Origin of the sequence: Vibrio kyushuensis (genome assembly GCF_050337325.1) — a bacterium.
GTDB lineage: Bacteria > Pseudomonadota > Gammaproteobacteria > Enterobacterales > Vibrionaceae > Vibrio > Vibrio kyushuensis.
Map to the genome: position 1 here is coordinate 131,965 of NZ_JAKJSV010000003.1, position 20,324 is coordinate 152,288.

Consider the following 20,324-nt stretch of genomic DNA (forward strand, 5'->3'; position numbering starts at 1 on the left):
ATGGAGGCTTTTATGCCGACTACTACGCTTTACTTAACTGACGTAACTCGACTAGCACGCTCGCCTGATGCTGAGATTGAACGAATAAAGACTTCGCCTTCAACACTCGGTTGTTGCTTACCTAAATAAGCCAACCAGTTCTCTCCATCTAACGAGTACTGTAATTCGACTCCTGGAAATGGTGAGTTCATTGAGAGTTTGCCATCAGTAATCAATGCCCCAGGAACAGGCAAACGATAGTCGATACCTGATTTTTCCAATTTAGCTAGTTCACGCTGACCAAGAAGGTTAGCAAAGCGAGCCCAATCATCATGCAGTGCTTTTTGATCAACTAGGTTTGTCTCTAGAGAATATTCAACTCCAACTTTGTAATCATTTTCCCACTCAGCACGGTGCCAAGCACGCTCTGCTGCCGCTAAGACACGAGGAAATACCATGTATTCGTATTGCTCATCGGTACGAACTGTTTCTGACCAAAGCTGAGCTGATAGTCCATAGAATGGTTTTGCTTCAATTTCACCTTTACCAACAAAGCCATCACCATCGCGATCTACCGACGTTTCTGCATTTTGAGGCATATTCTCGGGAGCAAAAGCAAACATCTTACGTGTATCGGTTGCCCGTGTTGCCCAGTAGTATCCGCGCTCTTTTGCATCTACTTCGTATGGGAAGTCCATATAAAGGTAGTCTGGGTTAGAAACAACTACGTCATAACCTTTTAAAGCTTCTTCATACACTGACGCACTGCCGCCCCAATACAGAGGGTCCCAGAAATTGACGCGAGTATTTTCAGTTGCAAAAACCTCTGCACCTTCACTGTATTTCAGGCCATCTTGCCAAGCTTGGAAGTTTGGAATGCCATTTTCTGCCACCATTTTCGATACTTCTTCGGCAAAGTAGCTTGGTAAGTGCCCGAAATCACTCACTGTGCCTTTATCTATTAGGTTTTGGCATTGTGGTGATCTAGCAAATGGCTTGTCTTGTTTACTTAGGTCAATACTGCCCTGCCAGTCCGTCTTGTTCTCAGCATTGATGTCTTGAAAACCCGCACCTAATTTAATATTTTTTGCTTCATCACCACCAAAGTGCCATGTTGTTAGTGGAGTTCCCACCTCTTCATGCATAGCAGCAACTTCAGTAATGATCTTATCGACAAAGCGAGTCGAAGATTCTAGGCAAGGGTTAATGAAGCTCTTCTTGTCATAGAACTGAACCGTTGTAACATTCGAGGTATCCTCTGGATCCATCAACCTGTATTCATTTGCCGCTTCAATATCCCCCTCACTCATGAATCGCTCATAACGTGCTTCCATTGAAACCACTGCAGCACGGGCGTGTGCTGGCATGTCAAGTTCGGGAATAACTTCGACATTACGTGCTTTCGCATAGGTTAAAATTTCGATGTAATCTTCGCGAGTGAAGTGACCAGTTCCGAAGTTGTCTGTTGTTGGACCTGAACCTAGCTGAGGAAGCAGACAAGTTTTTTCGTCTAAGTCAAAGCAACGTTTAGCGCCAATCTCTGTCAATTCAGGTAGGCCAGGGATTTCCAACCTCCAACCTTCATCGTCGGTTAGGTGAAGATGAAGTTTATTCATCTTATACGCGGCCATTTGATCCAGTGTTGCAAGAATAGCCTCTTTGGTATGGAAGTTACGCGCAACATCGACCATGATGCCGCGGTAATCAAAGCGTGGCGCATCTTGGATTTCAACCGTTGGTAAAGATTCAACGTTATCGCTATCCACCAAGCCGAAGATCGATTGAACGGCATAAAATGCACCTGCTTTATCAAACGCCGTTATTTCGATACCTGCTTCAGTAATCGTTAAGTTATAAGCGCCTGAAACGGCTAAGTCATCTTCAAATTCTGCAGGAGAAAGCTCTACGCTAACTGGTGACTCGCCCTTGATATTTAACCCAATAACATTAGAACGAGCCTCAAGAGCCCCGTATTGATCTGCTTCAAACGCTAATTTTGGAAGAGCAATGCCATTCGCGATCGTTAAGTTTCCTTCTCCTGCTTCAATGTGCATTGGAGATGGTAATAACGTGCTTTCTACATTCTGGGCCTCTACATCAGAGTTCTTCTCAAAGCGAGAAATAGCAGTAGCAATCACGTTATTATCGTTTGGTGTACGTTTAAGGTTATTACCCTCTAAGCCTGCAACAAATGATGCGGTATCTTCAGTATTTAAAGAGGCAATCAGCTTTGGTTCTGTGTTTGGCGCTGAAACAAATGCGCCTGGCATAAAGTCCGTTTCAAACAACGCCCAGAATTCACCAATGAGAGGAATCGTGACTTCTTCTCCAGCGTCAAACCCTTGGAATTGTTTTGTCGGTTCAAGTTTATGCAAATCACCTGTAATGCGAGTGACTTTAAATTGGTCATTCTCTACATCGAGGATTAAGCGAATGCTGTGGAAATAAATAGCCCAATCGGCTGAATCAATGGCTTTGCCGTCATTATGCAAAGTCATATTTACTTTGTTACATGAAGCAAATTCAGCACCTAGGTCTTGGCAGGCTAAACCATCCACAGCCCCGTGGTTCGTCAGTACACGGTATTGAATATCTAAATTATCAGCTAATGAATTTACAACTTGCTGCTCTGACGGCTCAAAAGAAGAACAGCCTGACAGCGTCGCGAGAACTGATGCCGCAATAAGAGAATGTTTTAACATCTTACCTACCCTAAAAAATAGTTTGAAATGGGAGCCCAAATAGAATCCCGAAAAGTCGCCGTCAAATTAACAGAACTTATTTCTAGCGGTAAAATAATCAAATCACCAAAAGGATATCGATCACATTTCATAGATTTTGATAAATAAATTATCGTTAAATATCAATTGATTACCATCTACGTCAAAAGCGACAATTCATTATTAACGTTTATATCAGTGACAGTATTCACAAAAAAACAATCAAAGTACTTAATCAGGTTTGATCAACTTCACGACAAATAAATATTAAAAACATCAACAAACAACCCTTTACGACCAAAACAAGATAAAGATCACATATTCCAGCTCGTCAAAAGACGTTAAATAGTTTTGCTTTAACAATTTTGCCGAAGGTAATTTAACTCAAACTAAAAATTTAATGGCTCTTATATACGTAAAAAACCGCAACATTACTATTGCGCCTTTTTTAAGATGGTCGGTGAAGAGGCTTTCATTTAAACCACTGGAACCCTCGATCCTCTTTTCACAAACAGGTACCCCATAATTTCTATCAAGCTAAAACGCAAAAATCCGCAACATTTCTGTTGCGGATTTTTTAATGTGGTCGGTGAAGAGGCTTTCGTTTAAACCAAAGGGAACCCCCGATCCTCTTTTCACAAACAGGTACTCAATAATTTCTATCAAGCTTAAACGTAAAAAGCCGCAACATTTCTGTTGCGGCTTTTTTAATGTGGTCGGTGAAGAGGGATTCGAACCCCCGACCCTCTGGTCCCAAACCAGATGCGCTACCAAGCTGCGCTATTCACCGAGATGTTGTTCAGCTTCTCGCTGTCAACGGATGCGTATATTACTGATTATCTAAGTTAACGCAAGCCATTTGAGCCTTTTTTTTGAAAAATAAAACCGTTCGATTAATTACTATCCAACTTTTATCAATCACCCAATTAATCAACTTAAATGTGACCAAAAACACAACACCTAAATCATTCATTCATCACCTGTATAGGTATTGATCTAGATCAGTAAGCATTCGTTAACCTCTACGTAACATTGATGCATGTTTATCTATAAGGAATAGATTATGGACTTTTGGCTACAGCTCTTATTTGGCAACGCAGTTGGCTTATCATCAATGATAGTCATCTTTATCACCATAAGCCTTATGCTTTTCTACACGGGTTATTTCATTTACAAGATCTATAAAGACGAAGAGCCTAGCTAGAGAGATAGAGAACGAACTGAAATAAATTAGGGTGCATTGATAGCACCAGCAAAGAAATTCTATTTATTGAGCGGAAGTAGGCACCTCACCTACTCCGTTTTTTATTGCTCAAAATTCCCTAGACACCTTACTCCATCCAAATTAATCTTCTCAATATTATTGATTATTGGGGATTCACTTATGTCTCATGATGACGATTTTTCACTTTTCCAAGAAATGATGGGGGATGTAAAGCCCATTACTCACGACACTGCAGAGCTAAAGAAGAAACACAGTGTCTCTGTTGGCCAGCAAATAAAACAGCAAGCGGCAATCTGGTTAACCGAAGATGATCCTGAATACCTTTCTATTGATTACGCGCCGCTAATTAAACCTGAAGATATCATTGAATATAAGCAAGATGGTATTCAGCACGGCGTGTACAAAAAGCTCCGCCTTGGAAAATACCCGATTCAAGCCAAATTAGATCTGCATAAAAAAACACTCAAAGAAGCGCGAGAAGAAGTGGTTAAGTTTCTCAAACAGTGCTTGCGCTGGGATATTCGCACTGTCCTCATTGTGCATGGAAAAGGCGCACAGTCGAACCCACCAGCGTTAATGAAAAGCCACATCGCGAGTTGGATGACACAAATAAAAGACGTTCAGTGTGCGCATAGTGCGCAGCAACTACACGGTGGGTCTGGTGCTATCTATGTCATGCTTAGAAAAAGTGATGATAAAAAAACCGAGAATCGAGAGCGTCATCAAAAACGAATGGGATAACTTTCAACTAAATGATACACTCCGCCCAATAAATAAGCAGCGTATCGCATTGCTTAACATTAATCCGTTGTGAAACGTAACGAGGTCACTATGTCTACATTTAAAAAAGAATCGTCTGCATTCAAAAAAGATTCATCTGCTCATCAAAGCAACTCCCAAGCTCAAGCTGATGGGAAACGCCTAAACAAATTTATCAGCGAAACAGGTTTTTGCTCACGCAGAGAAGCCGACAGACTGATTGAGCAAGGTCGAGTCACTATCAACGGTAAAATTCCAGAAATGGGAACTAAAGTTCTCTCTGGTGATGATGTTTGTATCGATCACAAACCCGTTCGTTCAAAAGAAAAGCCTATCTATATCGCGCTAAACAAACCGACAGGGATCACCTGTACGACTGAGCGTGATATTCCGGGTAATATTGTCGACTTTATCGGCCACCACAAACGCATCTTCCCTATTGGTCGCCTAGATAAACCTTCTGATGGTCTTATCTTTCTAACTAACGATGGTGACATTGTTAATAAGATCTTACGTGCAGGCAATAATCATGAAAAAGAGTATGTGGTTCGTGTCGATAAACCGATTACCGATGCCTTCTTAACGCACATGGCTGCGGGTGTTCATATTCTCGATACCGTTACGCTACCTTGTAAAGTAACTAAAGAGACCAAGTTCTCTTTCCGTATAGTGCTGACACAAGGTCTTAACCGTCAAATTCGCCGTATGTGTGAAGAGCTAGGCTATGAAGTCTTTAAACTTCGCCGCGTACGCATCATGAACATTTCGATTGACGATATTCCAAACGGTAAGTGGCGCTACCTAAGCGATGCTGAAGTAAATGAAATTCATGCAATGTGTGAAGATTCAAGCGGAACAGAAGATGCGTCTAAGAATGATGCTAAAGGTGTACGTATTCGTCGTGCAACTGACGCTAAGCTGTTTGATAGTCGTGAAGAGAATCAAATAAGCACAGCGAGACGTAATCAAAAAACTCGCACCTTTAGAGGCAACAATGCCGATGAATTTCGCCATGCGCCAAATTCAAATAAAGGTAAGAAAAACTTCCACGGCAAAGCTCCAGTAAGACCGGAGCGTGGGGCAAGCAGTGAACGCTCTCAAAGCAGCAGCGGCTCAGCGACTCACCAACGTAAATCTGGAACATTGAGTTTAAAAAAATAGAGTCTCAGTAAAACCTGAACAATAAAAAAGGGAGCATCAGCTCCCTTTTCTCTGTTAAGTAACTCTAACTTAAGCTAGATTACCTTAACGATTACTTAGTACCAAAGATTTTGTCACCAGCATCACCTAAACCAGGAACGATGTAACCTTTATCATTTAGTTTTTCATCAATTGCAGCTGTGTAAAGTTCAACATCTGGGTGCGCTTTCTCAAGAGCTTCAATCCCTTCTGGTGCCGCAACTAATACCAACACTTTAAATTGAGTACAACCTTGCTCTTTTAATAGATCAATCGTTGCAATCATAGAACCGCCAGTAGCAAGCATTGGATCAACAACTAGAGCAATACGCTCATCGATGTTTGATGCAAGCTTATTAAAGTATGGTACAGGCTCTAGTGTTTCTTCATCACGGTAAACACCAACAACACTGATACGGGCGCTTGGCATATGCTCAAGTACGCCATCCATCATGCCTAGACCAGCACGTAGAATAGGTACTACTGTTACTTTTTTACCTTTTAACTGATCAATTTCTACAGGGCCATTCCAGCCTTCAATAGTAACTTTCTCTGTTTCAAAGTCAGCAGTTGCTTCATAAGTAAGTAAGCTGCCAACTTCTGTAGCTAGCTCACGAAAACGTTTCGTGCTGATGTCACCTTCTCGCATTAGACCAATCTTATGTTTCACAAGAGGGTGCTTAACTTCAACCACTTTCATTTTCTTCTCCGACAATTTAGGTACTTTTAAACAAACCCTCAGATTATACATGATAACGAATTAGAATTCAGGTGTGAGAGATCAATAAAAAAACCTGCGCAAACGTTTGCTCTTTATGATTAAGCACTGGTAGAATAGCGCCGTTTTCATATCCAACTAAAAACCGAGGACTTCCCTGTGAGCGCTAATAACTCTTCTCTTAGCTACAAAGACGCTGGTGTTGATATTGATGCAGGCAATGCGCTTGTTGATCGAATTAAAGGTGCTGTAAAACGCACTCGTCGCCCTGAAGTGATGGGTGGTATTGGTGGATTCGGTGCTCTATGTGAGCTGCCAACGAACTACAAACAACCTGTTTTAGTATCAGGTACAGATGGCGTAGGTACTAAACTTCGCCTTGCTTTGGATATGAACAAGCACGATACCATTGGTATCGACTTAGTCGCAATGTGTGTAAACGACCTGATTGTTCAAGGTGGCGAGCCACTATTCTTCCTAGACTACTACGCAACAGGCAAGCTAGATGTTGATACTGCTGCTGATGTTGTAACTGGCATTGCTGAAGGTTGTATCCAAGCTGGTTGTTCACTTATTGGTGGTGAAACTGCTGAAATGCCGGGAATGTATGAAGGCGAAGACTACGACGTTGCTGGCTTCTGTGTTGGTGTTGTAGAAAAAGAAGACATTATCGACGGCACTAAAGTTGCCGCGGGTGATGCTCTAATCGCAGTAGGATCTAGCGGTCCTCACTCAAACGGTTACTCTCTTGTTCGTAAGATCCTTGAAGTATCTGGCGCAGACAAGAACGAGCAACTAAAAGGTCGCACTATTGGTGAGCACCTACTAGAGCCAACGAAAATTTACATCAAATCAGCACTTAAGATGATAGCAGAGCACGATATCCATGCGATCTCTCACATCACCGGTGGTGGTTTCTGGGAAAATATCCCTCGCGTACTTCCAGAAGGTACGAAAGCAGTGGTTGATGGTTCAAGCTGGGAATGGCCTGCTATCTTCAACTGGCTACAAGAGAAAGGCAACGTAACGACTCACGAAATGTACCGTACATTTAACTGTGGTGTTGGTCTTGTTGTTGCTCTACCTAAAGACCAAGCTGAAGCGGCTGTAGCACTTCTTCAACAAGAAGGTGAAAACGCTTGGGTTATTGGTGAAATCGCTAATGCAGATGCTGGCGAAGAACAAGTAGAGATCAAGTAAATATGAAGAGCATTGTTGTTTTAGTTTCAGGGAATGGTTCAAACTTGCAAGCGATTATCGATGCGTGTGAAGCCAGTATTGATAGCGGCAAGGTAACAGCTGTTTTTTCAAACAAAGCCGATGCTTATGCTCTTGAGCGAGCAAAAAAGGCAGGGGCGGCAGGTATCTTTTTAGATCCTAAAGCCTTTGATACCCGCGACGCATTTGACAGGGAATTGATGCGTCAAATGGACGAGTATCAACCTGACTTGATTATTTTAGCAGGCTACATGCGTATCCTGAGTGGAGAGTTCGTTCGCCACTTCTTAGGGCGAATGATCAATATCCACCCTTCTCTGCTACCAAAGTATCCGGGTCTGAACACGTATCAGCGCGCCATTCACGCAGGTGATGAAGAACACGGTACTAGTGTTCACTTTGTGACAGAGCAGCTTGATGGCGGTCCAGTTATCTTACAAGCGAAGGTGCCAATCTTTGATGAAGATAACGTGGAAGTGTTGACTGAGCGAGTTCAAACTCAAGAGCATAAGATCTATCCTCTTGTAGCTCAGTGGTTTGTTGAAGGTCGTTTAAAAATGGAAGGCGGCAAAGCTTTTCTAGATGACAATAAACTCGGTATTCACGGCTACGCTGAAAAATAATCACTTTCAAGTTCGAGAGATTTGAAACTAAAAAGGGTTGATGTACATACATCAACCCTTTTCTATTTTATCTATCTGCTATCAAGGCTTTATCTAGAAGCTATAAAGGCTCTTTTGGCGCCTGACACGCTGGTTTTGCCGCAGCAAACGCAACATCTTCTAATTGACTAGCATTACCATCAATTAACTCACCAAAGTGAAAAATCCCAAACTCTCCAGGCTTCATTCGATGCCAAACCTCGTTGTCCGTCAATGGTTGAGTTGCCACCACAGTCACGACATCATTCGGTGTTGTCTCTTCCAGAAAGTTTATCGTCACGTCTTCATCAATCAGACTTGCCTTACCAAATGGCGCTCTACGCGTAATCCAATATAAGTGGTTAGTACAGTAAGACATGACGTACTCGCCATCGGATAAAAGCATATTAAACACACCCTTGTCTTTTAGTTTATTGCAGCAACTGGCAATAAATCGAAAAGCACCGACCATATCTTGAGGTGGCTCAGGGTAGCGTTCTTCTAACTGCTTTAGTAGCCAGCAAAACGTCAACTCGCTGTCTGTCTCACCAACAGGCCTAAAACGACCTGACACAAGGTCGTCATAGTCACTAAGCTGTCCATTATGAGCGAATGTCCAGTAGCGCCCCCATAACTCACGAGTAAACGGGTGCGTATTTTCCAAATTTACCGAGCCGCGATTTGCCTGCCTAATATGGCTAACAACCGCACGACTCTTAATCGGATAGTTTTGTACCAGTTCCGCAATCTTTGAATCACAGCTTGGTTGAGGATCTTTAAAGGTTCGAAAGCCTTTACCTTCATAAAAGGTAATCCCCCACCCATCACGATGTGGACCTGTATTACCGCCTCGCTGGATTAACCCAGTAAAGCTAAAGCAGATGTCTGTTGGCACATTGGCGCTCATTCCGAGCAATTCACACATGGTTTTATTTAATCCTTTAAGCTAAAACAAGCACTATCTACGCCATCTCTTTTTCAATAAGTTGGATAACGATATGGATGATCTTGATGTGGATCTCTTGGATGCGGTCAGCGTAACCAAAATGTGGCACACGAATCTCAATATCCGCGAGACCCGCCATTTTTCCACCATCTTTTCCGGTTAACGCAATCGTCTTCATGCCCTTTGCTTTGGCTGCATCAATCGCTTTTAAAATGTTGCCCGAATTACCTGATGTCGATAGACCAAATAGAACATCACCCGATGAACCTACCGCTTCTACATAACGTGAAAATACTGACTCATAACCAAAATCATTACTTACACACGAAATGTGGCTAGGATCTGATATGGCAATACCAGGGTAACCAGGACGGTTTTCACGATAACGCCCTGTTAACTCTTCTGCAAAATGCATGGCATCACAATGTGAACCACCATTACCACAAGAAAGCACTTTGCCACCTTGCTTAAATGAGTCCGCGATCAGCTTTGCGGCAGCTTCAATTTGCGTTAAATTTTTTTCATCGCCTAAAAACGTATTCAGTACTTCTGCAGCTTCTGTTAATTCGCTTTTAATTAGATCCTGATACATAGCTATAATCTCTTATTAGTATTGGCGTAAATGTAAGCACTGTTACAACGCTTTTATATACCCGAGTTTACTTAAACATTTCCTAGTGTCGATAGTTTGGCGGCAAGAATTCTATTTTTGATATCGAATACTGAACATAAATCGCTACTCACCGCTCATTATTAGAACTTTCACTCTACTTGGATCACTTTTTAACCACATTGGTATTTTACATTTTATTAATATATTGATTACACTTAACTGGTTAGACCTCTTACAAGATTACAGCGCGATAATCGTGCTAGAAAAGGAAAACAACATGGAAATCTTGCTCTCTATACTCAGTTTCGCTGCCGTACTCGCACTATGTCTTTACCACCGAAGCTCTTTAATACTGTCACTGGCGGCACTTAGTACTGCTATGATTGCTCTTTCAATATGGGGAAGTGCAGGACACATTAGCTGGGCACTCTACTTAGCCTCTATTGGTTTGTTTGCACTGCCATCGGTGAGACAATCGGTTATCAGCGAAAAAGCACTGGTTCTTTTTAAGAAAGTTCTTCCCGCTATGTCTCAAACAGAAAAAGAAGCTCTAGAAGCCGGGACTGTTTGGTGGGAAGCAGAATTATTTAAGGGCAAGCCAGATTGGAAAAATCTACACAATATCGCAGCACCTAAACTGTCAAAAGAAGAGAAAGATTTTCTCGATGGCCCAGTGAATGAAGTGTGCGCAATGGTCAACGACTACCAAGTCACTCACGAACTGGCTGACCTTCCACCTGAAATTTGGCAATTCCTAAAAGATCATAAATTCTTTGCCATGATTATTAAGAAGCAGTACGGTGGGTTGGAGTTCTCAGCCTATGCGCAATCTCTGGTTCTACAAAAACTAACAGGTGTGTCGAGTGTATTGTCCTCTACCGTTGGTGTACCTAACTCTCTTGGTCCTGGTGAACTACTTCAACATTACGGAACGAAAGAGCAAAAAGATCATTACCTACCTCGACTAGCCACGGGTATTGAAATTCCATGTTTCGCATTAACCAGCCCAGAAGCGGGTTCGGATGCTGGCTCTATTCCAGATTACGGCATCGTTTGTAAGGGTAAATGGAAAGGTAAACAAGTACTTGGCATGCGCCTAACTTGGAACAAACGCTATATTACTCTAGCCCCTGTTGCGACAGTGCTTGGTTTGGCATTTAAACTGCGAGATCCCAATGGCCTGCTAGGTGACAAAGAAGAGCTGGGCATTACATGTGCACTTATTCCAACCGATCTTAAAGGTATTGAGATTGGAAATCGCCACTTCCCGCTTAATGTTCCATTCCAAAATGGCCCCACTCAAGGCAACGACATTTTTGTTCCGATTGATTTCATCATTGGTGGTGAAAAAATGGCAGGACAAGGCTGGCGCATGTTGGTTGAATGTTTATCGGTAGGACGCGGTATTACTCTGCCTTCAAACTCAACGGGTGGTATCAAATCAGCTGCTCTAGCAACTGGCGCTTACGCTCGTATCCGCCGTCAATTCAAACAGCCTATTGGCCAAATGGAAGGTGTTGAAGAGCCGTTAGCTCGCCTTGCTGGTAATGCTTATGTTATGGATGCAGCAAGTAGCTTAACTGTTGCTGGTATCGACCTTGGGCAAAAGCCTTCTGTCATCTCAGCGATTGTTAAGTATCATTGTACTCACCGTGGGCAGCGTAGCATTATCGATGCAATGGATATCGTCGGCGGTAAAGGCATCTGCTTAGGTCCATCAAACTTCTTAGCTCGTGGCTACCAAGGCTCTCCGATTGCAGTAACGGTTGAAGGGGCTAATATCCTAACTCGTTCTTTAATCATCTACGGTCAAGGCGCGATTCGTTGTCACCCTTATGTTCTTGATGAGATGAATGCCGCGTACTCTACCAAAGAGAGTGCGCTAAGTGATTTTGATAAAGCACTGGCAGGTCATGTAACCTTCACAATGAGTAACCTTATCCGAAGCATCTGGCTTGGTTTAAGTGATGGTTTTGGTTCTGAAGCACCGACCAAAGATTTCACCAAACGTTACTATCAGCAACTAAACCGCTACAGTGCAAACATGGCGTTATTATCAGATATTTCAATGGTTGTTTTAGGTGGCTCACTTAAACGTAAAGAACGCATGTCTGCACGTTTAGGGGATATCCTAAGTCAGCTTTATTTAAGCTCTGCAACGCTAAAGCGCTTTGATGAAGATGGACGACCACAAGATGATAAAGCAATGGTTGACTGGGGTTTACAAGATAGCTTGCAACAAACGGAAGTTGCGATTGATGAGTTTTTAGCAAACTTCCCGAACCGAATTATCGCATCGGCGCTTAGAGTCCTTATTCTTCCATTTGGTCGAGTTCGTAGAGCACCTAGCGATAAGCTTGATAGCAAGGTGGCAAAAATCATTCAAACACCAAGTGCAACACGTTCACGCATTGGTCGAAATCAATATCTAGAGGATTCTCCATTTAATCCTGTAGGACGCATCGAAAAAGCACTTGAGACAATCCTTCAAGCTGAGCCAATATTTGATAAAGTCTGTAAAGGTGTATCACAGCGCAGAGCATTCGTTGCACTAGATAAGATTGCTGAGCTTGGGTTGGAACATAAGCTTATCAATGAATCAGAAGCGGCTTTACTTGTTCAAGCAGAAGAAGAGCGTTTATACGTAATAAACGTCGATGACTTTACTTCAGAGGAGCTTTCTGCGGTAAAGCCCCAATTTCCAAACATAGATAACGTCGCATAATGTTTGGTTAGTAAGATACAAACATCATCTAAAAAGGCGGTAAACCTAACTCGGTTTACCGCCTTTTCTTTTCAAAGATAATGTCTACTCTAATCATTCACAACGTTATTTCTTTGGCATCTCTAACTGCATTTCTGGCAGTGCAACTTTCGCAGCGTTCAATTTTCGCCTTACAAACCACACACCTAAGCCAATAAGAATAGCGACTATATTCCCCACAGCGATAATGATAAGACTTCGCATACGCGCTGCTTCTTGTTCTTCTTTCAGCATTTGTTCTTCTAGAAGCTTCTGCTGTAAGCGTTGCTGCTCTTCTTGAATCAAGCGCGTCTGTTCAAAATCAATGTCATCTAGAACACTGTAGGTCTGCTCATTCAGCATAAATCTAAGTGGTCGATTGGTTGCCATATCGGTAGCAAAAACTTTTCCGCTCCATCGGTAATTCCCGACTTGTTCATTGGCAGGAATAGTAACATCTAGCTTATCCGCCTCGTCGCTGGCACTACCGGAGACTGATATCAGTTCATCCTGAGCATTCCAATGTTCTATATGCGCCGCTAATGAGCCTGGTTTTATCATGCCCTGCTCACCTGAAAGTATAATTTGATGTGGTGTCTCTACTTCTCTAGACTGAATAAACGTGTGCTGCACAGGTGTAGGGTAGACAAGTACTTCTTGCTCTTGAGCGCGCAAGAAAATGCCATTACCCGATGTAATTCTTACTCGATACTTACCCGGTTGCGAAGAAATAGGTATTGCTGCAGTAAAAACCCCATCACCCGGTACTTCATCCAAGCCTGTACCATCGTCTGCGAAGACACCAATCACCTCGGCTATCGGTTTAGCCTCTTTAATTAAATCATCTTCATTTTCAACAAACTTAGTAAATGTGATTTTCAAGTTGACTCGATCGAGAAAATCTCTAAGTACCAAAGGTTCGCCATTTGAGGTTAGTTTGGCGGTGAATTTAATCTCTTCCCCTTGGTAAAGCCTAGCGGGAAACCGATCGCTCTCGAGCGCTAGATGAGAGATCAGAAGAATCTGGTTTTTCGGCGTTACTTTACCCACGGCTTGCCAAGGCCCGGGCATTGGGTCTTCAATAGAAATAATATCCATTGCAGATTCTTGATACCACTGGACATTATCTGGGCTTCGCCAAGAGTAATACTTCTTTCCATCCGGCCGAACTAAAACAACAGGTTGAGAAGGCTGCTCTCGATAGATAACAAAGGTTATTTGTTTGATGGTCGGATCGACTCTGAAACGATTATCAAGCAAAGACATTGAGGATGCTTCACTAGCAAAGCTATGACTGACACACATGAATAAGCTCACGAATGTGAATAGTATCCTCAACATTGTTTCCCCTTTCCCTAGAGAGCGTTGTTATTAACGCCGGTTCTTGTGATTATTGGCAATTTGATTATTGATGCCTTAATTATTGACGCCAAAGACAGCTGCCGCTTTTCTCTACAATATCAAGTCGTTCTTGATGTGCTTCTACTTCATCGGCTGTTGCGTGTAAAACCTTTAGCGATTTTCGACCTTCGGCAATACGTTTTATTGCAACACCGCTAATGCCACCCGCTTCTGAACTAAACTGAAGAGAGGTTTGTCCCCCCGTCATTGCTAAATAGACGTCAGCTAGGATCTCGGCATCGAGCAATGCGCCGTGGAGAATACGGGCAGAGGTGTCAATGGTGTAGTGCCTTGCCAATGAGTCGAGGTTCTTCCTAGCGGGCATATTCGGCATGCGCTTCGCCATTGCTAGGGTATCGGTTACCTCACAGTAATCGGTAGTTTGACCGGCATTGCCACCGAACATTCTAAATTCATGATCCATAAAGCCCACATCGAAGGGCGCGTTATGTGCCACCAACTCTGAGTCTTTTATGAAATCGACAAACTCTTGATGAACATCGCGATACGACGGCTTATCTTTTAAAAATTCATCGGTAATACCGTGGACTTCGATTGCATCAGGTTGAATCTCACGATCAGGCTTAATATAGACATGAAAATGTCGCCCCGTAAGTTTGCGATCAATAATCTCTACCGCACCAATTTCAATAATGCGGTGCCCTTGATACGTAGGCCCACCTTCTCTATTCATACCGGTCGTTTCGGTATCGAGTACGATGATGCGTTTCGGTTCTAAATTGTTACTAGTATTCATATTTAATTGTGTGTCAGACTATGTGAATAATGTGCTTAACCCAATAGTATCAAATCATGACGAAACAAGTGGAAATTTTCACTGACGGCTCTTGCCTAGGTAATCCAGGACCCGGCGGTTATGGCGTGGTATTACGCTATAAAAACACCGAGAAAACACTCGCTAAGGGCTATACATTAACCACCAACAATCGAATGGAAATGTTGGCTGCGGTCGTTGCGCTTCAAACCCTCAAAGAGTCATGCGAAGTAGTACTTACTACTGATAGCCAGTATGTAAGACAAGGTATTACTCAGTGGATCCATAACTGGAAAAAACGTGGTTGGAAAACATCCGCTAAGAAACCCGTAAAAAATGCCGATTTATGGCAAGCACTGGATAAAGAAACGGCACGTCACACAGTTGACTGGCGTTGGGTAAAAGGACACGCAGGGCACCGTGAAAATGAAATGTGTGATGACTTAGCACGTGCTGCGGCCGAGAATCCAACCGAAGAAGATACCGGTTACGAACCAAGCTAACACTAATTAGCTGACATGTATGAGCTGATATCGTAGCTCATACTAGGTATGACCAACGAACAATCCGCTAATCTTTACTGACGACTCGAAACGGGTCTTTATTTACAACTCGGTTCACTCGATAATTAACACTCACTGGAGATAGTCTGCGCTTTAATCGCCAGTGGGGTTTGATTGGTTTTAAAGGGTATGTTCGCTTACGAGCAACGATAAAATATAAACTGCCTAATGGGCTTATCCAATCACCTAGACTATTTTCACACCATGTCCAGACAGGTTGATATTTTTGCATCGGAAACAACGCAAAAGTGTCACTCTCAATGACTTGATAATTAAGCAACCCAAGCCAATCTTTGATTCGGTGAGGAGTAAACATTCGACCACTCCAAGGAAGGTTGTTTTTCCTCCATGGAAAGAAGCTTGATAAACCGGTAAGGCTAATTGGGTTAAAACCAGTAATAATGATGTAACCATCATCTATCATCACTCGGTCAACTTCTCTTAACATTCTGTGTGGATCATTGCAGTAATCTAGCTGATGAGCCATCACAACCGCATCGAAGCTTTTTTCCAGAAATGGAAGATCATAACCATCGGCAATAACATTATGTAGAGGGTTTTGAATATCTAGGTTAACTTGATGCTGAATGTTACTGTGTTGACTGGCAAGCTCACAACTTAATCCACCAAGCTTAAGCATATGATAGCCAAATAACTTTGGACACCACTCATCTAGGCGTGTTTGAATAGCACCATTCACCCACTCGCCATTTTTAAGCTGAGACCAGGAGTGCGGCTTTTCAAGCTTTTTTTCATTGCGTGCTGGATTCATTATTAACCTGCTTCAACCTAAATGACGGGAAACTCAACAATGTTACTTATCAAAAGCATACCTGCATTTAACGACAATTACATCTGGGTGATTGAAAATAGCGACGGCCGTTGTGCTGTGGTCGATCCTGGTGATGCAAAACCTGTTCTGCAGTACCTTAAGCAGCATAAGTTAACTCTAGATGCGATACTCATTACTCACCACCACCACGATCATATTGGTGGCGTATCCGAGTTGGTTCGTCAATATCCGACTATCAATGTGGTCGGCCCTGAAAAAGAGCCAATCCCTACCCTAACCCATGGTGTTAATGGTGGCCAACAGATAGAACTGTTCGGTGAAACTTTTTCAGTCATCGATTTGGAAGGCCATACACTTGGGCATATTGGGTATGTTGGTGACGGGCACTTATTCTGTGGCGACACGCTTTTCTCAGCAGGGTGTGGCCGAGTGTTTGAAGGAACAAACGAACAGATGTATCAATCGCTAAACAAGCTACTAGCTCTACCAGAAGAGACAAAAGTATATTGCGCGCATGAATACACGGCGAGTAACGTCGCATTTGCACTCGCGATTGAACCTGAAAATGATCACTTGCGTCAGTATCGTGATGAGGTAAATAGAAAGCGAGCTCAAAAGCTATCGACCCTGCCTAGCACGATTTCACAAGAGAAACTGATTAACCCATTTCTACGTTGTGAGCAGCCCGATGTCATCAAATCCGTGACAAATCGAACAGAAAACATTGATCCACTATCAATATTTTCTGCATTACGTGAGTGGAAGAACGAATTTTAACATATTCTAACTTGTCACTTACGGGGGCAGACCAGTATCATCAGCAGCTGATTTTTAAAAGGGCTGTTACATGCGAGTACAATATAGCTGGGTTTTAGCACTGTTACTAACGGGCTGCCAACTAACCCAGCCACCACAATCAACTCTACCTGTTGATGAGTCAGACACATCTCACCCAACTGAAGACATTACAGACACTCCTTCATCAGAAGAGGGTGATCACAATGCACTTACACCAACAGTGCCTGACGTCGAGCCAATCCCTGAGATCACGCCACAGACACAAGACGATGTCTGGAAACGCATTGGCATGCAGATGCAGATGGAAATTCCTGATCATGAAGCTGTTGATTACTACCGTACTTGGTATCTCAAGCACCCTAGCCATTTAAGAACGGTATCTAAGCGTGCTGAACCGTTTTTATATCTCATTGTTGATGAGATTGAAAAAAGAGGCCTACCACTTGAGTTGGCCTTACTGCCAATCGTCGAAAGCTCATTTGATGCCTTTGCCTATTCACACGGTAGCGCCGCAGGTCTTTGGCAATTCGTGCCAGCCACAGGTGAGTACTTTGGGCTAGAACAAAACTTCTGGTATGACGGTCGTCGAGATGTATCTGCTGCAACCGATGCCGCATTAACTTATTTAGATCGATTAAATAAACGATTTGATGGCGACTGGAACAACGCAATTGCCGCTTATAACAGTGGTGGTGGTCGAGTAAATAGCGCCATTCGCAAAAATAGAAACCTTGGAAAACCAACCGACTTCTTTTCACTCGATCTTCCAAAAGAGACAAGCGGCTATGTTCCAAAGCTTCTCGCTCTAGCAGATGTAATTGCAAACCAGGAAGAGTATGGCATCTCAATTCCACCAATCGCTAACGTACCAGTTGTCGAGCGTGTGAATCCCAACGAGCAACTCGATCTTGCGATAGCTGCCGACTACGCCAATATCACAGTCAAAGAGCTTCAAAGCTTAAACCCAGCTTACAATCAATGGGCAACAGCGCCTGATAAACATCAACAACTGCTACTGCCAATCGATTCTGTTGATGCATTTATGCTAAAAGTGGAAGAGAACCGCGGTAAAGGCATGCGCTTAGTTCGCTATCAAGTACAGCCTGGTGACTCTTTAAGTGTTCTTGCACAAAAATACAACACCACGACTCGTGTCATTCAAACAGCGAACAACCTACCCAATAACAACATTCGTGTTGGTAAGTACCTAATGATCCCAACATCGACTCAAGATGAGAAGGCTTACGCACTTAGCTCAGCGAATCGCTTGGCGCAGACTCAGTCTAGAGCCAGAGGTCAGTATCAACTGACGCATACTGTGAAAAGTGGTGATAGTTTATGGACTATCGCTCGAGCAAACAAAGTTTCTCATCAGTCGTTAGCGAAATGGAACGGTATGGGCCCACGCGACACACTTCGCATTGGCCAAAAACTGGTTATTTGGAAAAACAGCTCTGATGGCGCGATCATTCGAACCGTTTTTTATAAAGTTCGCTCAGGTGACACCATCAGTGGTATCGCGAACAAGTTTAAAGTAAAAAGTAACGATATCGTAAAGTGGAATGAACTCCACAAGAGTAAGTACCTACAGCCCGGACAGAAGTTAAAACTGTACGTTGATGTAACTAAGGTGAGCGTATGATCCCATCTAGCAACCCTTTGATGATGCTGGTCGACATTTTTCGCTCTCCATCATCGGCGTTTATTACACTTCACAAACATGCGGTGTGGGGCTGGCAGCCTTTCTTATTTCTGATTTTAAGTCCCTTTCTATTTTGGGGGGCTTATTTCGACCTTGTAAACGTCGATTGGCTCTTTGCCGAACTTACCACTCAGCTAGCACAAACGAATCCAGAACAGCTTGAACTGCTTGATGCCAATACGTTAATGGCGAGTGAGATCATTACTGATATCTTAGGCCGAAGCACGACTATATTTATGTTGGCATTTTGGTTTAATCTTGCCACTAAGACGAGCCAGCAACCACAAGGCTTCTGGCGATGGTTTGCAGCAAGCTCTGTGATTATGTTTCCTGCTGTTCTTGGCGATTTTGCCAGTTATGCCAGTGTGTTACTAAAACATGGTCAGGTAATGACATATGCTGCGGACCTGAATAGTCTTAATGGTTTGATTAAATTACCACTAACACACGATTGGTCTCAATTTGCCAGCTCAGTACCACTGCTGCTTCCTTGGTATATTGTGCTAGGTTACGCTGCAGTATTGACATGGACAGAGTTTGAACGCGGTCAAGCCATCGTAATTTCATCACTGCCTTGGCTTGGTTACTTTGTTATTTGGGCAATATATATACTTGCTAGTTAGGATATTATTTAGTTAATCCATACGCTAGGTAACTGTATAGGATTACTGTAAAGAAAAGCTCACTAATAACGGATTATGATCAGAAGCATCGCTTAGCGGTGCTTCTGCCGTTTTTAAGCTAAGGCCACGGTAAAACACGTGGTCCAGAGCGAGTCCATTAACAAATTGCTTTCGGTGATCGGGAGAAAAGGTCGCAGCCTCTAACCCCAAGAACTCCACGACTTGATTCAATTCAGCCACTCTTTCTTCATTCCAGCTATTAAAATCCCCAGCCAGAATAATCGGACCTTCATGTTGAGTAAGCTCTTTAGCTAATACTTCTAATTGATGGTGGTACTCACCCACACCGTAAGTGAAATTAACAGCATGTATATTAACTACCGCTAACATTTCACCATTAGAGAGTTGATATAAAGAGTACAAGGCCGATTTGGGTAGCCGCAACCATGGCTCGAGCTCTAAGTACGCACACGCCAATGCAGGGGAACTTGCTGCAATCGTTAGCACACCTGAAGATACATCAAATGCCTTAAAAGCCTCCACTTGATTACCCTGCCAACCTTTATCTAGTACCCAACCTTTTAATGACTCTGTCATACTGGCTTCTTGTAGTAAGATTAGCTGAGCCGATTGCGAAAAAGCGGTTAACGCTTCGTGCCAATTTAAACGATTTTGCTTATAAATATTCCATACTAAAACATCGAGCTGGCCATTGTTATCAATCGCGGTAACAGAGGTTTCTTGGTGGCATTGAAGTTTGAGAGTACTCTCAGAGGAAAGGTTGGTAACACTCGGGGTTTCTGAAACATTAAATATTGAGTAACTGGCTATTGTGCCAATTAAACTAAATGTACCTAATAAACCGAGTATTAACGTTAGATATAATAGGTACTTTTGTTTCATATTAACTTCGCTAAACACTAGGTGT

The 20,324-nt window shown here is 42.8% G+C and carries 18 protein-coding genes and 1 tRNA gene; 10 read left to right on the forward strand and 9 right to left on the reverse strand.

Going from position 1 to position 20,324, the window contains the following annotated elements; genetic code table 11:
• Positions 1-29 precede the first annotated feature (29 nt).
• Positions 30-2,681 (reverse strand): beta-N-acetylhexosaminidase, encoded by a 2,652-nt coding sequence (locus L4D20_RS07130; protein ID WP_428800892.1) that lies wholly within the window; start codon positions 2,679-2,681, stop codon positions 30-32.
• Between the two features lie 731 nt (positions 2,682-3,412).
• A tRNA-Pro gene (locus L4D20_RS07135) sits at positions 3,413-3,489 on the reverse strand.
• A gap of 273 nt (positions 3,490-3,762) precedes the next feature.
• On the opposite strand from L4D20_RS07135, the gene L4D20_RS07140 reads away from it, so the two are divergent.
• The 3 genes from L4D20_RS07140 (at position 3,763) to rluF (ending at position 5,844) form a co-directional block, all read left to right on the forward strand.
• Complete coding sequence (locus L4D20_RS07140) at positions 3,763-3,903, forward strand: DUF3149 domain-containing protein (RefSeq protein WP_428800893.1); 141 nt, start codon at positions 3,763-3,765, stop codon at positions 3,901-3,903.
• Between the two features lie 180 nt (positions 3,904-4,083).
• On the forward strand, positions 4,084-4,665 hold the full coding sequence (smrA, locus tag L4D20_RS07145; protein ID WP_428800894.1) for a DNA endonuclease SmrA: 582 nt from the start codon (positions 4,084-4,086) through the stop codon (positions 4,663-4,665).
• A 192-nt stretch (positions 4,666-4,857) separates the two neighbouring features.
• Positions 4,858-5,844 (forward strand): 23S rRNA pseudouridine(2604) synthase RluF, encoded by a 987-nt coding sequence (rluF, locus tag L4D20_RS07150; RefSeq protein ID WP_428801271.1) that lies wholly within the window; start codon positions 4,858-4,860, stop codon positions 5,842-5,844.
• Between the two features lie 91 nt (positions 5,845-5,935).
• Here the strand turns inward: rluF and upp are convergent, their stop codons facing one another.
• Positions 5,936-6,562 carry a uracil phosphoribosyltransferase gene (gene upp / locus L4D20_RS07155; protein WP_428800895.1) on the reverse strand — a complete coding sequence of 209 codons (627 nt, stop codon included), beginning with the start codon at positions 6,560-6,562 and terminating at the stop codon, positions 5,936-5,938.
• Positions 6,563-6,739: 177 nt separating this feature from the next.
• On the opposite strand from upp, the gene purM reads away from it, so the two are divergent.
• Complete coding sequence (purM, locus tag L4D20_RS07160) at positions 6,740-7,780, forward strand: phosphoribosylformylglycinamidine cyclo-ligase (protein ID WP_428800896.1); 1,041 nt, start codon at positions 6,740-6,742, stop codon at positions 7,778-7,780.
• 2 nt (positions 7,781-7,782) lie between these two features.
• Complete coding sequence (gene purN, locus L4D20_RS07165) at positions 7,783-8,421, forward strand: phosphoribosylglycinamide formyltransferase (RefSeq protein WP_428800897.1); 639 nt, start codon at positions 7,783-7,785, stop codon at positions 8,419-8,421.
• 100 nt (positions 8,422-8,521) lie between these two features.
• On the opposite strand, the gene L4D20_RS07170 is transcribed toward purN, so the two are convergent.
• A complete protein-coding gene (locus tag L4D20_RS07170) occupies positions 8,522-9,364 on the reverse strand; it encodes a class II glutamine amidotransferase (RefSeq protein WP_428800898.1) in 843 nt (280 codons plus the stop codon).
• A 37-nt stretch (positions 9,365-9,401) separates the two neighbouring features.
• Positions 9,402-9,977, reverse strand: coding sequence for a D-sedoheptulose 7-phosphate isomerase (gene lpcA, locus L4D20_RS07175; protein ID WP_428800899.1), 576 nt, complete (start codon positions 9,975-9,977; stop codon positions 9,402-9,404).
• Positions 9,978-10,275: 298 nt separating this feature from the next.
• Here lpcA and fadE point away from each other — a divergent pair, with 298 nt between their 5' ends.
• Complete coding sequence (fadE, locus tag L4D20_RS07180) at positions 10,276-12,723, forward strand: acyl-CoA dehydrogenase FadE (RefSeq protein ID WP_428800900.1); 2,448 nt, start codon at positions 10,276-10,278, stop codon at positions 12,721-12,723.
• 105 nt (positions 12,724-12,828) lie between these two features.
• Here fadE and L4D20_RS07185 read toward each other — a convergent pair whose 3' ends face one another.
• On the reverse strand, positions 12,829-14,082 hold the full coding sequence (locus L4D20_RS07185; RefSeq protein ID WP_428800901.1) for a TIGR03503 family protein: 1,254 nt from the start codon (positions 14,080-14,082) through the stop codon (positions 12,829-12,831).
• 79 nt (positions 14,083-14,161) lie between these two features.
• Positions 14,162-14,899 (reverse strand): DNA polymerase III subunit epsilon, encoded by a 738-nt coding sequence (gene dnaQ, locus L4D20_RS07190; RefSeq protein WP_428800902.1) that lies wholly within the window; start codon positions 14,897-14,899, stop codon positions 14,162-14,164.
• Between the two features lie 56 nt (positions 14,900-14,955).
• On the opposite strand from dnaQ, the gene rnhA reads away from it, so the two are divergent.
• Positions 14,956-15,420, forward strand: coding sequence for a ribonuclease HI (gene rnhA, locus L4D20_RS07195; protein ID WP_428800903.1), 465 nt, complete (start codon positions 14,956-14,958; stop codon positions 15,418-15,420).
• A 67-nt stretch (positions 15,421-15,487) separates the two neighbouring features.
• Here rnhA and L4D20_RS07200 read toward each other — a convergent pair whose 3' ends face one another.
• On the reverse strand, positions 15,488-16,252 hold the full coding sequence (locus L4D20_RS07200) for a class I SAM-dependent methyltransferase (RefSeq protein ID WP_428800904.1): 765 nt from the start codon (positions 16,250-16,252) through the stop codon (positions 15,488-15,490).
• A 39-nt stretch (positions 16,253-16,291) separates the two neighbouring features.
• On the opposite strand from L4D20_RS07200, the gene gloB reads away from it, so the two are divergent.
• The 3 genes from gloB to L4D20_RS07215 all read left to right on the forward strand — a co-directional run bounded on the left by gloB (position 16,292) and on the right by L4D20_RS07215 (position 19,396).
• On the forward strand, positions 16,292-17,050 hold the full coding sequence (gene gloB / locus L4D20_RS07205; protein WP_428800905.1) for a hydroxyacylglutathione hydrolase: 759 nt from the start codon (positions 16,292-16,294) through the stop codon (positions 17,048-17,050).
• A 70-nt stretch (positions 17,051-17,120) separates the two neighbouring features.
• The gene (locus L4D20_RS07210) at positions 17,121-18,713 is read left to right on the forward strand and encodes a LysM peptidoglycan-binding domain-containing protein (RefSeq protein ID WP_428800906.1); all 1,593 of its coding nucleotides are present in this window, start codon (positions 17,121-17,123) and stop codon (positions 18,711-18,713) included.
• Positions 18,710-19,396: a YIP1 family protein gene (locus tag L4D20_RS07215; RefSeq protein WP_428800907.1), complete on the forward strand. Its 687-nt coding sequence runs from the start codon at positions 18,710-18,712 to the stop codon at positions 19,394-19,396. The genes L4D20_RS07210 and L4D20_RS07215 overlap by 4 nt, the downstream gene beginning before the upstream one ends.
• 42 nt (positions 19,397-19,438) lie before the next feature.
• On the opposite strand, the gene L4D20_RS07220 is transcribed toward L4D20_RS07215, so the two are convergent.
• Positions 19,439-20,299, reverse strand: coding sequence for an endonuclease/exonuclease/phosphatase family protein (locus L4D20_RS07220; protein WP_428800908.1), 861 nt, complete (start codon positions 20,297-20,299; stop codon positions 19,439-19,441).
• Between the last annotated feature and the right edge of the window lie 25 nt (positions 20,300-20,324).

Excerpts from the sequence above, each read along its gene's own strand:
- L4D20_RS07130 (WP_428800892.1), bottom strand. The coding sequence starts at position 2,681 with ATGTTAAAACATTCTCTTATTGCGGCATCAGTTCTCGCGACGCTGTCA.
- L4D20_RS07140 (WP_428800893.1), top strand. The coding sequence starts at position 3,763 with ATGGACTTTTGGCTACAGCTCTTATTTGGCAACGCAGTTGGCTTATCA.
- smrA (WP_428800894.1), top strand. The coding sequence starts at position 4,084 with ATGTCTCATGATGACGATTTTTCACTTTTCCAAGAAATGATGGGGGAT.
- upp (WP_428800895.1), bottom strand. The coding sequence starts at position 6,562 with ATGAAAGTGGTTGAAGTTAAGCACCCTCTTGTGAAACATAAGATTGGT.
- purN (WP_428800897.1), top strand. The coding sequence starts at position 7,783 with ATGAAGAGCATTGTTGTTTTAGTTTCAGGGAATGGTTCAAACTTGCAA.
- L4D20_RS07170 (WP_428800898.1), bottom strand. The coding sequence starts at position 9,364 with ATGTGTGAATTGCTCGGAATGAGCGCCAATGTGCCAACAGACATCTGC.
- lpcA (WP_428800899.1), bottom strand. The coding sequence starts at position 9,977 with ATGTATCAGGATCTAATTAAAAGCGAATTAACAGAAGCTGCAGAAGTA.
- fadE (WP_428800900.1), top strand. The coding sequence starts at position 10,276 with ATGGAAATCTTGCTCTCTATACTCAGTTTCGCTGCCGTACTCGCACTA.
- L4D20_RS07185 (WP_428800901.1), bottom strand. The coding sequence starts at position 14,082 with ATGTTGAGGATACTATTCACATTCGTGAGCTTATTCATGTGTGTCAGT.
- dnaQ (WP_428800902.1), bottom strand. The coding sequence starts at position 14,899 with ATGAATACTAGTAACAATTTAGAACCGAAACGCATCATCGTACTCGAT.
- rnhA (WP_428800903.1), top strand. The coding sequence starts at position 14,956 with ATGACGAAACAAGTGGAAATTTTCACTGACGGCTCTTGCCTAGGTAAT.
- L4D20_RS07200 (WP_428800904.1), bottom strand. The coding sequence starts at position 16,252 with ATGAATCCAGCACGCAATGAAAAAAAGCTTGAAAAGCCGCACTCCTGG.
- gloB (WP_428800905.1), top strand. The coding sequence starts at position 16,292 with ATGTTACTTATCAAAAGCATACCTGCATTTAACGACAATTACATCTGG.
- L4D20_RS07210 (WP_428800906.1), top strand. The coding sequence starts at position 17,121 with ATGCGAGTACAATATAGCTGGGTTTTAGCACTGTTACTAACGGGCTGC.
- L4D20_RS07215 (WP_428800907.1), top strand. The coding sequence starts at position 18,710 with ATGATCCCATCTAGCAACCCTTTGATGATGCTGGTCGACATTTTTCGC.
- L4D20_RS07220 (WP_428800908.1), bottom strand. The coding sequence starts at position 20,299 with ATGAAACAAAAGTACCTATTATATCTAACGTTAATACTCGGTTTATTA.